Raw genomic sequence first — 15,426 nt, 5'->3', positions numbered from 1 at the left:
AATGAAATACGAAAAATTGTTACCCCGTTTCCTTGACTATGTCAAAGTGAACACACGCTCAGATGAAAATTCAACAACTGTGCCGTCAGTTCCAGCTCTTGTTGATTTTGCACACAAGATGGCAGATGAAATGCGTGCCATCGGTATTCAAGATGTTCATTATCTTGAGTCAAACGGCTATGTGGTGGGTACTATTCCAGCAACAACAGATAAAAATGTGCGTAAAATTGGTTTGATTGCCCACATGGATACGGCAGATTTCAATGCAGAAGGTGTCAATCCACAGATCCTTGAAAACTACGATGGGGAGTCTGTTATTGAACTAGGAGAGTCTGGTTTTAAACTTGATCCAGCTGAATTTCCTAACTTGAAAAACTATAAGGGGCAAACCCTCATTCATACTGATGGTACAACCTTGTTAGGTGCTGATGACAAAGCGGGTATTGCTGAAATTATGACGTTAGCAGACTATTTGATTAATGTCAACCCTGAGTTTGAACACGGCGAGATACGCATCGGTTTTGGTCCTGATGAAGAAATCGGAACAGGAGCTGACCGCTTTGACGTTGAAGACTTCAATGTTGACTTTGCTTATACAGTGGATGGTGGTCCACTCGGTGAGTTGGAATATGAAACATTCTCAGCTGCTGGTGCTGTCTTGGAGTTCCAAGGTAAAAATGTTCATCCCGGTACAGCTAAGAATACTATGGTCAACGCCTTGCAGTTGGCAATAGATTACCATACACAATTACCGGACTTTGATCGTCCAGAAAAAACAGAAGGACGAGAAGGCTTCTTCCATCTTTTGAAACTGGACGGTACTGTTGAAGAAGCACGTGCACAGTATATCATCCGTGACCATGATGAAGATAAGTTTAATGCACGTAAAGCATTGATGCAAGATATTGCGGACAAGATGAATGCTCAACTTGGTTCAGAGCGTGTAAAAGCAACAATCAAAGACCAATATTACAATATGGCTAAAGTCATTGAAAAAGACATGTCCATCATCGACCTTGCAGAAGAAGCGATGAAGAACTTGGGGATTGAACCAAAAATTGAGCCTGTCCGTGGTGGGACAGATGGTTCTAAAATTTCCTTCATGGGATTGCCAACACCAAACATTTTTGCTGGTGGAGAAAACATGCACGGGCGTTTTGAGTTTGTAAGTCTGCAAACAATGGAAAAAGCTGTAGATGTTCTTTTAGAGATGCTGAAACTTAATAATATCTTGAAAAATAAAGAATAATATGCTAAAATAGTCTTAGGGCTTATAGGAAAGCCTTTCCAATAAGTTTGTTTTTTATGAACTTTTACCTTCCTTATAAATTAAAGAACAAGTCGCCTTCGGGCGACCTGTTTTAGGTTATTTTTAAAATTGTCGCACAATTGTAGTTAATTCTAGTTATGAATGTTTTATTCTATCTTTTATAGACGGAGTAAACTTTAGATTTTATGGTGGAAAGCATCATATATCTCTAGATTATGGTAATTATGCAAGTAAAATGTTTACTTGCTTTACAAAAATTTTTAATCAGCAAATCTGATTTATAAAAAAGGAGGACATTTGATGTCTGATAAAGCAAAAGGGAAGCTTTCCCTTGTCGGCTTATGCCTGATGATTTTCACCTCGGTTTATGGATTTAACAACATCCCTCGTGCATTTTACATGATGGGTTATGCTGCTATTCCATGGTACATCGTTGGAGGACTCTTCTTCTTCCTGCCCTTTGCCTTTATGGTCACTGAACTTGGTTCAGCCTTTAAGGAAGAAAAAGGAGGTATCTACTCTTGGATGGAGAAAGCGGTTGGTCCGACTTTCGCCTTCATTGGAACGTTTATGTGGTATGCCTCTTACCTCGTATGGATGGTCAATGTTTCTAATGGTATCATGGTGCCTATTACCAATATGATTTTTGGTAACTCCCTTCATGTACCAGATCCGTGGATTCTTTCACTCATCGCCATGGCTTGGATTGCTGCGATTACCTTTTTTGCCCTGCGTGGTTTGGATGCGGTCAAAAAATTCGCGACACTTGGTGGTATTGCCGTTCTCTCATTGAACGCCATTCTTTTAGTTTGTGCGCTTTTGGTCCTTATTCTTAATGGACAGCCAACAACACCGATTACTGCAGATGCTTTTGTTACAAGTCTTAACCCTAATTTCAATAATAGTTCAGCAATTGGTTTCATCGCCTTTATGGTATTTGCAATTTTTGCCTATGGCGGTGTTGAAGCCGTTGGAGGCTTGGTTGATGAAACAGACAAACCTGAGAAAAACTTTCCTCGCGGTGTTGTAACCTCAGCACTTATTATCGCTATCGGTTACTCTGTAATGATTCTCTGTGTTGGTTTCTTCATGAACTACCAAACAGGCGGAGCTTTCTACGAAGGTGTTAAAGCTGGAACAATCAATCTTGGTAATGCAGGTTACGTCACAATGCAATACCTAGGTGAAGCTTTAGGCGATGCTTTCGGATTAGATCACTCAGGTGCAGTCGCTATCGGTTCAATTCTTGCGCGTTACATGGGTCTAGCAATGCTCCTTTCATTGATGGGTGCTTTCTTCACCTTGATCTACAGCCCTGTAAAACAAATCATCTCTGGTACACCAGACAAACTGTGGCCTGGTCGTTATGGACAGCTTGATGAAGAATCAGGTTTACCTAAATTTGCAATGATGGTTCAATTTGCTATCGTGTTTGTTATCATCTTGCTTAACATGCTTATCAACCTCGGTGGTGGTGCAGAAGCAGCAGCTAAGTTCTTTGCCATCTTGACAAATATGGCCAACGTTGCGATGACATTGCCGTACCTCTTTATTGTTATTGCCTATGCAAAATTCAAACTTAATGATGATATTGAAAAACCATTTACGCTTTACAAATCTAAAGGTATTGCTATGGCAGCTGTAACTGTGACCTTCCTTGTCGTTGCTTTTGCTAATGCTTTCACAGTTATTCAACCGATCACAGATTACTTTGCTTTGCCAGTAGCGGATCGTCCAGCTGTTCTTGGGGATACTGTTCAAACCGTAGTATCGATGATTGCGGGTCCTCTTATCTTTGGTTTGGTTGCCTTCTTCATGATGAATCGTTATAAAAAACGCTATCCTGCAGAATACACTGCATTGACGGAACTTTCTGAAGACGAACTTCATAAAGAAAAATAAAGTCTATAAAAATAGGAAAACGCTCAGTTGAGCGTTTTTTTCTGTCTGAACATCTTTCCAACACGTTTCCTGTAAGCAAAGGCCTAGCTCCGCAGACAAGAACAAGCAAACAGACAAACCAAGCACCCTTTTCTCATCAAACACTCATTTCATTTGACCTTTTTTTTTTATACTATAGACTCAGAAAGTAAACGTAACATTAGAAATATATATGTAATGAAAATCTAAAAGTACAGGTTACGTCAAAGGAGGAGTTTATGACACCAGAAAAGAAAAACCAGCGGCGGCTGCGCAACCTCGCGCTCCTGTCCCTCTTATTGCTCTTGGTAGGCGGGACCTTCGCCTTCCAAGCCTTCAACCAGCGGGCCATCAATGACCGGCTGAATGAAGTGGACATCAATGTCGGTGGCCGTGTCCACGACTACTACAACCGAGACACCGAAAACAAGGACGTCTTCGTGGAGAACTATGGCAATGTGCCCCTCATGGCCCGTATCCGCCTCTCCGAGTTCATGGAGAAACGCTCAGCAGGCGATACAGACTTCACCCCTATAGTAGGTGGCACCATCCGTGACCAAGTGAACACTTGGACGGTCATGCGTCCCTCAGAGACCAATCTCAACACCCGTGTAAGTGACTCAGCTGCCTTCAACACCTATGCCAACCTGACCTTTGGTTGGACCCGCTCAGGTCAAGATGCCCCATGGTTCATACCCACCTTCAATCGGGACAACCAAGACCTGATGACCGCCTCAGCAGGGCATGCCCGTGACTGGCTCACAAGTACAGCCACAGACGGTGTCACAGACGGCGCCACGCATCCGGGAGACGGTACAGATGCCTACTGGTCCTCTGGCGACAGCTTTGACAACAGCGGACCAGTTTGGCCAGGCGAAGAAGTCACTCATGATGCCGCTCAAAACCTGCAACAAGAGCGTGCCCCAATGACAATCAGCCAGTGGGCAGCTCTCCCCAATAACCTGAAAGTCGGGAACTTCTGGGTGATTGACCACCAAACAGGCTGGGCCTACTGGGCGAACCAACTCCAAGCAGGAGAGACGACTTCTTACCTCTTGGATGCGGCTCAGATGACCGCAGCAGCGGACAGCATCCCGGGCGAATATTATTACGGTATCCATGTGGACGGGCAACTGATCAGTCCTGACCGTATCAATGATTTCTTGGCTGCAGATCCAGACTATACGCATCATGATGACTTGTCAGACTTCCTGACAGCCGTACAGAACGGTTCTATCGATAACAACTGGGGGAACCCGGGACCAGATGACAATGTTCAACCCGACCAAATCAACTTTAGTATCATGGCACCGGGGACCATCTTTACTATGGCTGGGGAGCAGTACCGTTATTTGGAGAATCAAGGTGGGGGGAATCATTTGATTATTCGGAATGACTCATTGAGAGGACATTTTCCTGTAGAACAAGAAACAGTTTTTACAAACTGGTATGCTGGTCTTGACTCAGCAGTTCAAAGTATGGTTCAACCTGTAGCAAATGTATTTACAACTGCCTATGTGAGACCTGAAAATCTCGATTGGAGTGATCCATCAAGATGGCAAATACTTAATCTGGATGCTTTCCCTGATATTGCAGCAGATATTAGTACAGTTGATTCAACAGGGACTTCTCGTGCTTTCGCACTTTCGATGGCAGACATTGTACGTCTATCCGGCCCAGGGCGCGCTTTTACAAGTAATGGAAATCGTGCAGGTATAGGCCCCAGCTGGTGGTCCCTACGCACTCATTCTAGCGCAGGGGCTGGTCGTTGGATAGTAGGTTCCAGTGGCGGATTAGGCGCTTGGTCAACCCAACATCCTAGCTTAAATGACGGAGGAGTCCGTCCCGCCCTCATCATTAACCCCTCAATCTAAAGAAAAAATATTCCATAAAATGAGAAAGAAAAAATCCCACCAGACTTGGTAGGGATTTTTGAGTTGCCTTTATTTCAAACTATTAGCTTCCATGATTTCATCAATGAAGCCGTATTCCAGTGTTTCTTGAGCAGTCATCCAGTTGTCGCGTTCTGCATCTGCGTGAACTTTTTCTACAGATTGACCAGAGTTTTCGGCCAAGATTTTTTCCAAAGTGTGACGGGTTTTGAGCAAATGCTCAGCAGCGATGGCCATATCTGTTTGCTGTGTACCACCACCAGTACCGCCCATAGGTTGGTGAATCATATATTCGGCGTGTGGCAACATGAAACGTTTGCCTTTTGTACCACTAGAAGCGATGATTGTACCCATAGATGCAGCAATACCCATAACAATAGTTTGCACGTCAGACTTGATGAAGTTCATAGTATCAACGATAGCAAGTCCAGCAGAAACAGAACCACCAGGTGTGTTAATATAGAGGTAAATATCCTTTGTACTGTCTTGGGCATCCAAGAAGAGGAGTTGAGCAATGATGGAGTTTGCCATGCCATCCTCAACTGGTCCAGTCAACATAATGATGCGGTCTTTCAGCAAACGGCTGTAAATGTCATAGGCACGTTCACCACGACTTGATTGCTCAATAACAGTAGGTACTAAATATCCCATAGATAAGTCTCCTTTTTCAATGTTTTATTCTATTATAAAGTAAAGGTCAAAAAAGGTCAAAAAATAAGCATGCTTGATATGAAAGAAGCTCTGGCTATAATAAAACCGATGTTAAACAGAAAAATATTTCTAATTCCATAACAAACCTTACCGTTGTAAAAGAGTATAATAAGAGCAGGAGGAAAAATGATGAAAATTGAACATGTAGGTATCTGGGTAAAAGACTTGGAAACGATGAAAGAGTTTTACGAAATTTATTTTTCAGCAAAGGCGGGACAAAAATACCATAATCCTAAAACAGGATTTACTTCCTACTTTATGAGTTTTGCAGAAGGTGCCCGCGTGGAACTCATGCACCGTGCAGACATACAAGAGCTTCTCCCTGAAGGACTAGGCTTTGCTCATCTTGCAATGCATGTTGGTAATGAACAAGGAGTTAACCAACTCGCTCAGCGTTTTTCAGAAAATGGTTATGAAATTTTATCAGGTCCTAGAAGGACAGGAGACGGTTATTATGAGGCTGTAGTTCGTGATCCCGAGGGCAATAAAATCGAAATTACAGCTTAAGCCTAAAATTTTTTAAAGAAATAAGTTTTAAAAAATTAGTCATTTTGCTATAATAATAGTATGAATTCAGAACTTATTATTTCGATGCTTGTTGCTATGATTGCAGGAGCTTGGCTTTTTATTGCAGGGATGTATATTTACAAGCGCTACGATGAAAATCGCTATAAAAAGCGCTTGGCTATTGAGAAACTTTTACGTGAGATTGAAGTCCGCAATACTTTAAACCAAAAGATTATTGAAATTCTAAACCGTCCAATCATTGGAGATGACGAGGCTATCGTAAATCCTCAAAGTGATGTAAAAGTTCCTTTTTATGACTATAATTTTTTGAAAAATTACACTTCTATGTATAATTTGTACATTCCAGCTTATTTCTTGAGTACTTTTTTCAAGAATCTTTCTCAGCACTTGGCTGTTTTCGAAGATGAACAAGATTTGAAAAATGGAGGCTATATTTTCAAGGAAGCTCGTCCAATTTTCGAGAACTTTTCTGTTCAAATTACAGAGGATATTGAGGCCAAGAAAAAGGAACTAGAGAACGCAAAAAACATTTACCCATCCATGCTGAAACGCCAGCATTACAACATTTAAATACTTTCTAAAAATCTGTCCAATAGGATAGATTTTTTTAGAATAAAAGGGAAAAGGGTCTTTTTTTTATCTGTCAATTGTGCTATAATAGCAAATGCTAATACCGCTAGGTATTATAAATATAGATGTGGATTTTTCCATAATAATATAAAGAAGTAATATGAAGGAGAGAGGGATGCTTACTATTTATACAGCCCCATCTTGTACGAGTTGTAAAAAAGCTAAGACTTGGTTGACTTATCACAACATTCCATTTCAAGAGCGTAATCTCATCGGCGATCCGCTTTCAGCAGAAGAAATTAGCCGCATTCTTGAAAAATGTGATGATGGTGTTGAGGGGCTCATTTCTAGTCGTAATCGTTTTGTTAAGACACTGGGTGTTGATTTTGAAGACCTATCGCTTTCCGCAGCCATCAAAATCATTTCTGAAAATCCACAAATCATGCGTCGTCCGATTATCATGGATGAAAAACGCCTGCATGTAGGATACAATGAAGAAGAGATTCGTGCTTTTCTGCCACGCACAGTACGTATTTTAGAAAATGGAGGCGCTCGCTTACGCAACGCCATCTAAAAAATGCAATTATTTATAAACGCCCATGGAGGCGTTTTTTGCTTACCAGCACGTCAAAAAGTAAACAAGCAGCCAAGGAAATTTTCATAGAGTGGAGCCATTTTGCAAATCTTACTCCAGTGATGGGACAATTCTCCAAATGCAAGGCCTTGTCCCGTTTCCTACTGTGACAAATTGACCATAGACTCCGACTTCGTTCGCTTTCTTGTCGAAAAATTTATAGATGTTTTGGTTAGGGTAGAAGGGGTCACTTTTCACGAGGACAGCAAAAGCAGTTGCATCTTTTGGTTCTCCTAAATAAAGGGAGCCACTCGAGGAGATAACGACATAGTTCCGGTAGGCGGAGAAAGTATGTCCAAATCTTATATAAACTCGCCCGTGACCTGCATCTTTGAAATAAACCTCCTTACGATTACTGAGGGAAACGTAATCCCAGTTATGATCCCAACTTAGATATGTTTCCAAGCCTAAGTTACCTAGAAAATGGTTGTCATAATCAAAGAGACGAAAATACAAAGGTGTATCAAGAGGCAAGCTGTTTTCTGTTTTTAAAGAAGCGGTGCTGTTTTTATGAGCATCAGCTGTGGCTGTAGTCAGAGGTGCAGATAAAGTAAAGATATAGAGCACTGTTAATAACATAGCAGCTCCTGAAATTAATTTCTTGAACATGGTTCTTCTCCTAAAATTTTTTGACATGAACTTGATTCCCTTTGAGAGCAAATCTATAGTGATATTGCATTGTTATGGATGAGAGTGAGGCCCAGTTTCTAAGTGTACGTGGTGAGAGACTTGCCCTCAGTTCTGGAAGAGGTATTATGAATCCAGTATTTTTCTGTTTTGAGCAGGAGATGGAGCTCTTTGGAGAGCGACATAGTCCTTTTCTCAGAAACCGTCACAGTTTAAAGTTTTCGTATGATTTTCCAGACAGTAGGTTGGGTCCCTGTCCCTACTGTGATATATTTGCCATAGGTTCCTATCCCTCTGTAGTTTCTGTCAAAAAATTCATAAATTTTTTGATTGGGATTAGAGGGATCACTGTCTGCGATTACAGTAAAAGCTTCTGCGGCTTTTTTATTTCCTAAGTAGAGATAGCCGCTAGGAGATATTACCACATAGTCATCTTCTCTCCAGTATGCTTGTCCAGAACGTATATAAACTTTACCCTGTCCCGCCTCTTCTAAATAAACTTCCTTGTAACTAGAAAGGTAGAGAAATTCCCAAGGCAAGAGGTCCCAATCTAAGGTGGTGGTTAAGCCTAAACTGCCTAAAAAATGATGGTTATAGTCAAAGGCACTAAACAACAAGGGGGTGTCGAGAGGCAAATCTCCTTCAGCTTTTAGATGTTGAGAAGACAGGGTGTGACGATGAGCAACATCTGCATCTGCAACTGTAGGCCTAGGAAAAACAAAGACACAAAGCGCACTTAATAAAACAGCGCCTCCTAGGATTAGTCGATTGAACATAACATTTCTCCTTAGATATTTTTGTATGATTTTAACTGTGGCGGCATAATGGACTGTACAGGACACTTTATTTGAATAAAGCAAGCTGACACAATTCCTTCTATATTAAGGTTGCTTTATAATTTTCCAAGTTGCTGGAGTTGTCCCTAAGCCTGCTGTAATGTATTTGCCATATATACCTATTGGCCTATAATGACGATCGAAAAACCTGTAGCGTTTTTGTTGAGGAAATATAGGATCGCTTTGCTCATAAGTGATAAAGGCTTCGGCATATTCTTTCCCCCCTAGGTAAAGGTAGCCTCTAGAAGAAATGACTACATAGTTATGTCTGCTGCAGTTTGGTTTACCAGATTTCATATAAACTTTATTATTCCCAGCATCTTCCAAGTATAGAGGCCTATAAGCATCCATGTAGAGGTAATCCCAAGCATGACCGTCCCAATCTTTTGAGGAAGTTAAGCCCAGATAACCAAGAAATTGGTTGTTGTAATCGTAGCCTCGAAAAAGCAAAGGTGTGTCGAGGGGGAGAGATTCTTCTGTGCTTAGGTTTTGCAAAATCGTCTTGTTTTGCTGATATTCAGCTGTAGCGGCGCGTGTAGGTGAACCAAAGGTACAAGTTGCCAATAGTGTCATACTTAACAGCACTCCCTTTAACATAAATCTTCTCCTCACTGTTTTCTAAATTTGAGAAACCTTCCAAAAACTCTTGAAAACGAATCCATAACAGCATTGTAAATACAAAGACACGAAATGTAAAGGTATCAGACAGATAAAAAAGTTTAAGGACAGGAAAAGAATAGAGAGAGGATAGAGAAAGTATCACGACTGTCCTACACAAAAATGTGCAAATTAGAACCTTTTTGTTGCTGAAATATTAAAGCAAACAAGAGCCAAAGCGATAAACCTTTTAATGGTACATCAGGAAATTTGTGAAATTGCTTCACTTTATATTGAGCAATTTAACTTTTCAACCGGTTTGCCGAAGCAGCAGAAATGTACGAAAATATAAAAAACGGTTCTGTATACTGTATGGTGGTAGATGAAAATCTACTGCCATTTTTTGTAGGAAAAAAGCCATAGAAATTCGCTAAAATGGAGTTACGACACAAACACTTTAGTTAAGGATTCCTATGACTCATTCAGATTCTATCACACTTTCGCTCGACTTGAAAGCAAAAAAACATGCTTTCTATGAAGAAAGCACGTTCTTGCTTGAGGAAAGCTAAAAATGATAAATGAGACCTAGGTAATATTTTACTTACAGGACTTAAGCTAACTTTCTCTCCTGATTGCCTTTTCAAGATTGCCCGTTATTAAGTTTCTGGGTTAAATTTGACTTGGGAACGAGCTTCCAAGCCGTAAACGTGGTCCCTTTGCCAATCGTAGCAAATTCGCCATACATGCCGAGACCTCTAAAATCTTTGTCGAAAAACTCATAGAATCTATAGTTGGAGTTTTTAGCATCGTTTACCCCAGATACAGTGAAAGTTGCTGCGTAGTCTTTGAGACCTAAGTACAAGAAACCTTGAGTAGATATTGCCACATAGTCATATCCTGGCCAGTCGGCCTTCCCAGATTTCATGTAGACTTTACCATCTCCAGCATCTTCTAGATAAATCTCCTTGGCTGCTTCTGCCTCCTGTTCTATGTGGAGATAATCCCAATTCAAACTGACAGCTAATCCTAGATAGCCTAAAAAAGATTCTTTAGCACTGAATCCCATAAATACTAAGGGAGTATTAAGGGGTAAATCTTGTGGTGGTGTTGACTTGACTCGGGGAGTTAGAGCAGTATTTCCAGACAAGACAGATGTGCTTGCCGAAACATGGGTCGGCGAGTTTGCCACATAAACAACGCCCAACAGTACAAAGAAGCCCAGCATCAATCGTTTTAACATAACATTCCTCCTAAATGTTTTCTAATAGAGATGACTTTACAGTCAGTATTTCTTGAAAACGAACCTATAACCGTATTGTAAATACAAAGCTGTAAAATGTAAAGGTCTTGGACGAGTGAAAAAGTTCATGAAAAGGGGAGAAATATCACTGCATATTTAAAAATAAAGGCTATTAAAGCTTTTAAAATCTACATAATATACACTTTTTTATTGATAAAAAATTAAAAGAACTGAGCTGACGTCTCTAAAGTTTAAAAGTGAGCTCTAGGAAATACTGGATAACTGAATTACACAGCAGATAGATTTTTTCCTTTGAAAAAGCTATACATGATTGCTGGCGTAGTTCTTTGAGTTGTTTGAACAGCTGTTGGAAATCTAAAAAATACCAAAAGAACGTGCTTTTCGTAATATAGAAAGCACGTTCTTGTCTTAAAAGTATGAACTTTTGACTTTATGATAGTGGCTAAATAGCATATTTGGCTATTTCATTTGCCTGCTCTTAAACAGCTACAGTTTCCTCTTTCCGGATGAGAGGTGTTGCTCCTTTATCTGCTATTTGATGTGTTTTGTTTATAGCCTTGCTATTAAAGTTGGGGGATAATTTGCCAAAATATCGGAACGGTACGCCCTCCAATTGTGACATATCTACCATACACGCCTACGCCTCTGAACTTACTGTCAAAGATATCATAGAGTTTGTGACCAGGGTTAACAGGATCGTTTTCTGAAGTGATGGTAAAGGCTTCCGCATGTTCTTTGGTATCTAGGTACAGATAACCTCGACTACTTATTGTTACATAGTCATATGCCTCCCATGACGGTTTTCCAGCGCGGAGGAAATATTTACCGTGGCCAGCATCTTCTAGATACATTTCCTCATAGGTATCCATGTAAAGGTAATTCCAATAAAAACTAGAGGTTAATCCTAGGTAGCCTAAAAAGTTATTATTGTAGTCAAAGCCCCTGAATACTAACGGGGTATCAAGAGGTAAGGCATCGTCTGTATTTTCATTGGATTGGGAAGACGGTGGTGCTCCCACTGTGGATGCAAAAGCATGACTTGGTGCGTTAGAAGCATAGAACACACCTAGCAAAACAGCAATACTCAGCATTAGTCGTTTTAACATAACATTCCTCCTAAATGTCTTTTAGTGAAGCAATTTTCATTTTAGAGACTCTTGAAACCGGATCCGTAATTATATTGTATAATACAAAGTATAAATTTGTAAAGAGGACAAAGGATTGTAAGGACTTAGAAAAATTTATAAATCAGAAAGAAATAATCTTGAAGATACACAGAGTGAAACAGTTAAAAAATTTTAATGAACTTGAAAGAGAAACTTTTTGTTCTCCTTATTTGAAGAAGAACATAAGCAAAGTAAAATTTGATAGAAAAACAAGGCAATTTTCTAAGAGAAAATTTACTTTGTTTTACGTTATAATAGAAGAATGGATATTTTTGACACACATACACACCTCAATTCGGATGAATTTATAGGTAGAGAAAAGGAGATTATCGCTCAGGCACATGAGCTGGATGTTCATCGCATGAATATCGTTGGGGTTGACCGAAAAACAAATGATTGGGCGATGCGGCTTGCTACAGAGTTTATGGAGTGCTATGCAACGATTGGTTGGCACCCTGATGAATGTGGCCGTTTTGATCAAGAAGCTGAAAAGTACTTGCTGGAAAATCTAAAAAAGGATAAAGTGTTAGCTGTTGGGGAGATTGGTCTAGATTATCACTGGATGGTGGAGTCAAAAGAACTTCAAGAGAAGACTTTTCGCCGTCAGATTCAAATTTCCAAGGAAGCTGATGTTCCCTTTGTCGTCCACACACGGGATGCACTGGAAGACACTTATGAGATTATAAAGTCAGAGGGAGTTGGTCCTTGTGGCGGTATTATGCACAGCTTTTCTGGGGGCTATGAAGAGGCTAAAAAGTTTATAGAACTTGGGTTAATGCTATCATTTTCAGGAGTGGTTACCTTTAAGAAAACGCTGGACGTTCAAGAAGCAGCCTCAAAGCTCCCTCTAGACCGCATACTTGTCGAAACAGATGCACCTTATCTTTCGCCAATGCCTTATCGTGGCAAGGAAAATCAGCCAGGTTATACACGCTATACAGCTGAAAAAATCGCTGCGCTTCGGGGCCTAACACTAGAAGAGGTGGCAGAGCAAACTTATGCCAATGCGCTTAAGGTATTTGGCTTATCATGACAAAAGAAAAAATTGACAAAGTCATTGTTGTTGAGGGGCGTGACGACACCACTAATCTCAAACGTTTTTATGAGCTAGACACTTACGAAACTGGGGGCAGCAGTATTGATGCTACAGATATTGAGCGCCTGAAAGTGCTTCAAGAAAGACGCGGACTCGTTGTTTTTACAGACCCAGACTTTCAAGGGGAACGTATCCGCAAGATTATCATGCAAGCTATACCTGAGGCCCAGCACGCCTTTTTGAAGCGTGAAGAAGCACGGCCTAAAGGTAAAGGCTCTCTCGGGGTTGAGCATGCAAGATATGAAGATTTACAAAAAGCTCTAGGACATTTAACGGGGGGCAAGCTTGTTTCACCGACTGTAACTCAGGCAGACCTCATTACATTTGGCTTAATTCTTCGCCCCGACAGTCGTCAGCGGCGTGAATACCTCTGTGAAGAACTCCGGATAGGCTATGCCAACGGCAAACAAGTTCTCAAGCGACTTAATATGTTTGGCATCTGTGTAGAGCAAATAGAAGAAATAATGAAGGGCTACAAATGAAGAAAGCACTTGAAATAAAAAATTTAAAAAAAGTATATGATTCGGGTACAGAGGCTTTGAAAGGCATTGACTTAAGCGTTGAAGAAGGCGACTTTTATGCCTTACTTGGGCCAAACGGAGCAGGGAAATCCACAACTATCGGGATTATTACCTCACTTGTGAACAAAACATCTGGAACGGTCAAGGTCTTTGACTACGATATCGATAAAAATCTCGTTCAGGCCAAGCAACAGCTCGGACTTGTACCACAAGAGTTCAACTTCAATCAGTTTGAAAGAGTCCAACAGATTTTAGTTAATCAAGCGGGGTATTATGGTGTGCCACGTAAAGAGGCACTTAAGCGCTCGGAAAAGTATCTGACCCAACTTGAACTCTGGGATAAGCGTAATGACCGCGCAGGACGACTGTCTGGTGGCATGAAGCGACGTTTGATGATTGCGCGTGCCTTGATGCACGAACCGAAACTTTTAATCTTAGATGAGCCAACGGCCGGTGTTGACATTGATGTACGTCGCTCGATGTGGGAATTTCTTGCGCAGCTTAATGCATCAGGAACAACGATTATCCTGACAACGCACTATCTGGAAGAAGCAGAAATGCTCTGCCGCAATATCGGAATTATTCAGTCAGGACAAGTCATTGAAGATACAAGCATGAAAAACCTCTTGTCAAAATTGCAGTCAGAAACCTTTGTCTTAGATATCAAAGCGACTGGTGCCGTTCCAAAACTCAGTGACTATACGATGAACATGATTGACCCGCAAACATTAGAGCTTAAGATTGAGCGAAACCAAGGGATAAATGCTGCCTTTGAGCAGTTGACAGAACAAGGCGTTCAAGTCCTCTCCATGCGTAATAAATCCAACCGCTTGGAAGAACTTTTTGTTAAACTTACCCACGAAGAGGAGGTGAAGGATGCTTAAACTTTACTGGACAGCAGGTAAATCTCTTGCGATTAAAGAGGTGACACGTTTTATGCGTATCTGGGTGCAAACTTTAGTCCCACCTGTGATTACAACAACGCTTTATTTCATCATTTTCGGGAAAATGATTGGGTCGCGTATCGGAGATATGAATGGCTTTTCCTACATGCAATTCATCGTTCCTGGCTTGATTATGATGTCAGTCATTACCAGTTCTTATGCAAATGTTTCATCAAGTTTCTTCTCCCAAAAGTTTCAGAAGAATATTGAAGAACTGCTTGTTGCCCCCGTACCTACCCACGTGATTATCTTAGGCTTTGTGGCAGGTGGAAGTTTACGTGGTCTACTTGTAGGAACGCTTGTTACGATTATTTCCTTGCTTTTTGTTCCTTTGGTGGTAAACTCATGGCTGGTCATCCTTGTGACCTTACTCTTGACGGCCTTCCTTTTTTCACTGGCAGGTTTGCTGAATGGAGTTTTTGCCCGCTCTTTTGATGATGTCTCGATTGTTCCGACCTTTGTTCTGCAGCCTTTGACCTATCTGGGAGGCGTTTTCTACGCTATCTCAATGCTGCCGCCGATTTGGCAGGACATCTCTAAGATAAATCCCATCGTTTACATGATTTCAGGTTTTCGCTATGGTTTCTTGGGTCTTCAAGATGTGGCGCTTTGGATTAGTCTTCTTGTTCTGCTGGGCTTTGTTGTTGCTCTCTATGCTGTTTGTTACTATTTTATTGAACGTGGACGTGGCTTAAGAACATAAAAAAGGATACTAGATAAAGAAGGGACAGGTAGGTCTCTTTTTTTTTGTAAGTCTAACAGCCAAACCAAGCCCCCTTTTCTCATCAAACACTCATTTCATTTGACCTTTTTTTTTTTTTTTATACTATAGACTCAGAAAGTAAACGTAACA

At 40.8% G+C, this 15,426-nt stretch carries 16 protein-coding genes; 10 read left to right on the top strand and 6 right to left on the bottom strand.

Translation table 11 applies throughout. The annotated features are described in order from the left end of the window. Window position 1: 1 nt before the first annotated feature. The 3 genes from pepT (at window position 2) to NFR51_RS05290 (ending at window position 5,064) form a co-directional block, all read left to right on the top strand. On the top strand, window positions 2-1,249 hold the full coding sequence (gene pepT, locus NFR51_RS05300) for a peptidase T (protein ID WP_251712686.1): 1,248 nt from the start codon (window positions 2-4) through the stop codon (window positions 1,247-1,249). Window positions 1,250-1,570: 321 nt separating this feature from the next. Further along, window positions 1,571-3,172, top strand: coding sequence for a glutamate/gamma-aminobutyrate family transporter YjeM (gene yjeM / locus NFR51_RS05295; protein WP_251712684.1), 1,602 nt, complete (start codon window positions 1,571-1,573; stop codon window positions 3,170-3,172). A 257-nt stretch (window positions 3,173-3,429) separates the two neighbouring features. Continuing rightward, window positions 3,430-5,064, top strand: coding sequence for a hypothetical protein (locus NFR51_RS05290; protein ID WP_251712682.1), 1,635 nt, complete (start codon window positions 3,430-3,432; stop codon window positions 5,062-5,064). A gap of 69 nt (window positions 5,065-5,133) precedes the next feature. Here NFR51_RS05290 and NFR51_RS05285 read toward each other — a convergent pair whose 3' ends face one another. Further along, window positions 5,134-5,733: an ATP-dependent Clp protease proteolytic subunit gene (locus NFR51_RS05285; protein ID WP_251712680.1), complete on the bottom strand. Its 600-nt coding sequence runs from the start codon at window positions 5,731-5,733 to the stop codon at window positions 5,134-5,136. A 189-nt stretch (window positions 5,734-5,922) separates the two neighbouring features. Here NFR51_RS05285 and NFR51_RS05280 point away from each other — a divergent pair, with 189 nt between their 5' ends. From NFR51_RS05280 to spx, 3 genes are all read left to right on the top strand, one after another. Beyond that, window positions 5,923-6,300 (top strand): VOC family protein, encoded by a 378-nt coding sequence (locus NFR51_RS05280; RefSeq protein ID WP_251712761.1) that lies wholly within the window; start codon window positions 5,923-5,925, stop codon window positions 6,298-6,300. 60 nt (window positions 6,301-6,360) lie between these two features. Next, window positions 6,361-6,891 carry a hypothetical protein gene (locus tag NFR51_RS05275; protein WP_202231699.1) on the top strand — a complete coding sequence of 177 codons (531 nt, stop codon included), beginning with the start codon at window positions 6,361-6,363 and terminating at the stop codon, window positions 6,889-6,891. Between the two features lie 175 nt (window positions 6,892-7,066). Continuing rightward, entirely contained in the window at window positions 7,067-7,465 is a 399-nt protein-coding gene (gene spx, locus NFR51_RS05270) for a transcriptional regulator Spx (RefSeq protein ID WP_003134024.1), read from the top strand. A gap of 111 nt (window positions 7,466-7,576) precedes the next feature. Here spx and NFR51_RS05265 read toward each other — a convergent pair whose 3' ends face one another. The 5 genes from NFR51_RS05265 to NFR51_RS05245 all read right to left on the bottom strand — a co-directional run bounded on the left by NFR51_RS05265 (window position 7,577) and on the right by NFR51_RS05245 (window position 11,952). Beyond that, a complete protein-coding gene (locus NFR51_RS05265; protein ID WP_251712678.1) occupies window positions 7,577-8,134 on the bottom strand; it encodes a hypothetical protein in 558 nt (185 codons plus the stop codon). Between the two features lie 230 nt (window positions 8,135-8,364). Next, complete coding sequence (locus tag NFR51_RS05260; protein WP_251712676.1) at window positions 8,365-8,928, bottom strand: hypothetical protein; 564 nt, start codon at window positions 8,926-8,928, stop codon at window positions 8,365-8,367. 105 nt (window positions 8,929-9,033) lie between these two features. After that, window positions 9,034-9,585, bottom strand: coding sequence for a hypothetical protein (locus NFR51_RS05255; protein ID WP_251712675.1), 552 nt, complete (start codon window positions 9,583-9,585; stop codon window positions 9,034-9,036). A 640-nt stretch (window positions 9,586-10,225) separates the two neighbouring features. After that, entirely contained in the window at window positions 10,226-10,825 is a 600-nt protein-coding gene (locus tag NFR51_RS05250; protein WP_251712673.1) for a hypothetical protein, read from the bottom strand. A 584-nt stretch (window positions 10,826-11,409) separates the two neighbouring features. Beyond that, a complete protein-coding gene (locus tag NFR51_RS05245) occupies window positions 11,410-11,952 on the bottom strand; it encodes a hypothetical protein (protein ID WP_251712671.1) in 543 nt (180 codons plus the stop codon). Between the two features lie 322 nt (window positions 11,953-12,274). Between NFR51_RS05245 and NFR51_RS05240 the strand changes: the two genes are divergently transcribed. The 4 genes from NFR51_RS05240 to NFR51_RS05225 are packed head-to-tail and all read left to right on the top strand — an operon-like array spanning window position 12,275 to window position 15,276. Next, window positions 12,275-13,045 (top strand): TatD family hydrolase, encoded by a 771-nt coding sequence (locus tag NFR51_RS05240; RefSeq protein WP_251712670.1) that lies wholly within the window; start codon window positions 12,275-12,277, stop codon window positions 13,043-13,045. Continuing rightward, entirely contained in the window at window positions 13,039-13,590 is a 552-nt protein-coding gene (rnmV, locus tag NFR51_RS05235; RefSeq protein WP_202231558.1) for a ribonuclease M5, read from the top strand. The genes NFR51_RS05240 and rnmV overlap by 7 nt, the downstream gene beginning before the upstream one ends. Next, complete coding sequence (locus NFR51_RS05230) at window positions 13,587-14,513, top strand: ABC transporter ATP-binding protein (RefSeq protein WP_251712668.1); 927 nt, start codon at window positions 13,587-13,589, stop codon at window positions 14,511-14,513. The genes rnmV and NFR51_RS05230 overlap by 4 nt, the downstream gene beginning before the upstream one ends. Beyond that, window positions 14,506-15,276 carry an ABC transporter permease gene (locus tag NFR51_RS05225; protein ID WP_251712666.1) on the top strand — a complete coding sequence of 257 codons (771 nt, stop codon included), beginning with the start codon at window positions 14,506-14,508 and terminating at the stop codon, window positions 15,274-15,276. The genes NFR51_RS05230 and NFR51_RS05225 overlap by 8 nt, the downstream gene beginning before the upstream one ends. The last annotated feature ends 150 nt before the right edge of the window (window positions 15,277-15,426 follow it).

The sequence above is a fragment of the Lactococcus ileimucosae genome (genome assembly GCF_943193185.1).
GTDB classification, from domain to species: domain Bacteria; phylum Bacillota; class Bacilli; order Lactobacillales; family Streptococcaceae; genus Lactococcus; species Lactococcus ileimucosae.
Note: the sequence above shows the minus strand (reverse complement) of the source record. Positions and strands in the feature narration are given on the sequence as shown.

What these genes read in the sequence shown, in the direction of transcription:
- pepT (WP_251712686.1), top strand. Translation starts at nt 2, where the DNA reads ATGAAATACGAAAAATTGTTACCCCGTTTCCTTGACTATGTCAAAGTG.
- yjeM (WP_251712684.1), top strand. Translation starts at nt 1,571, where the DNA reads ATGTCTGATAAAGCAAAAGGGAAGCTTTCCCTTGTCGGCTTATGCCTG.
- NFR51_RS05290 (WP_251712682.1), top strand. Translation starts at nt 3,430, where the DNA reads ATGACACCAGAAAAGAAAAACCAGCGGCGGCTGCGCAACCTCGCGCTC.
- NFR51_RS05285 (WP_251712680.1), bottom strand. Translation starts at nt 5,733, where the DNA reads ATGGGATATTTAGTACCTACTGTTATTGAGCAATCAAGTCGTGGTGAA.
- NFR51_RS05280 (WP_251712761.1), top strand. Translation starts at nt 5,923, where the DNA reads ATGAAAATTGAACATGTAGGTATCTGGGTAAAAGACTTGGAAACGATG.
- NFR51_RS05275 (WP_202231699.1), top strand. Translation starts at nt 6,361, where the DNA reads ATGAATTCAGAACTTATTATTTCGATGCTTGTTGCTATGATTGCAGGA.
- spx (WP_003134024.1), top strand. Translation starts at nt 7,067, where the DNA reads ATGCTTACTATTTATACAGCCCCATCTTGTACGAGTTGTAAAAAAGCT.
- NFR51_RS05265 (WP_251712678.1), bottom strand. Translation starts at nt 8,134, where the DNA reads ATGTTCAAGAAATTAATTTCAGGAGCTGCTATGTTATTAACAGTGCTC.
- NFR51_RS05260 (WP_251712676.1), bottom strand. Translation starts at nt 8,928, where the DNA reads ATGTTCAATCGACTAATCCTAGGAGGCGCTGTTTTATTAAGTGCGCTT.
- NFR51_RS05255 (WP_251712675.1), bottom strand. Translation starts at nt 9,585, where the DNA reads ATGTTAAAGGGAGTGCTGTTAAGTATGACACTATTGGCAACTTGTACC.
- NFR51_RS05250 (WP_251712673.1), bottom strand. Translation starts at nt 10,825, where the DNA reads ATGTTAAAACGATTGATGCTGGGCTTCTTTGTACTGTTGGGCGTTGTT.
- NFR51_RS05245 (WP_251712671.1), bottom strand. Translation starts at nt 11,952, where the DNA reads ATGTTAAAACGACTAATGCTGAGTATTGCTGTTTTGCTAGGTGTGTTC.
- NFR51_RS05240 (WP_251712670.1), top strand. Translation starts at nt 12,275, where the DNA reads ATGGATATTTTTGACACACATACACACCTCAATTCGGATGAATTTATA.
- NFR51_RS05230 (WP_251712668.1), top strand. Translation starts at nt 13,587, where the DNA reads ATGAAGAAAGCACTTGAAATAAAAAATTTAAAAAAAGTATATGATTCG.
- NFR51_RS05225 (WP_251712666.1), top strand. Translation starts at nt 14,506, where the DNA reads ATGCTTAAACTTTACTGGACAGCAGGTAAATCTCTTGCGATTAAAGAG.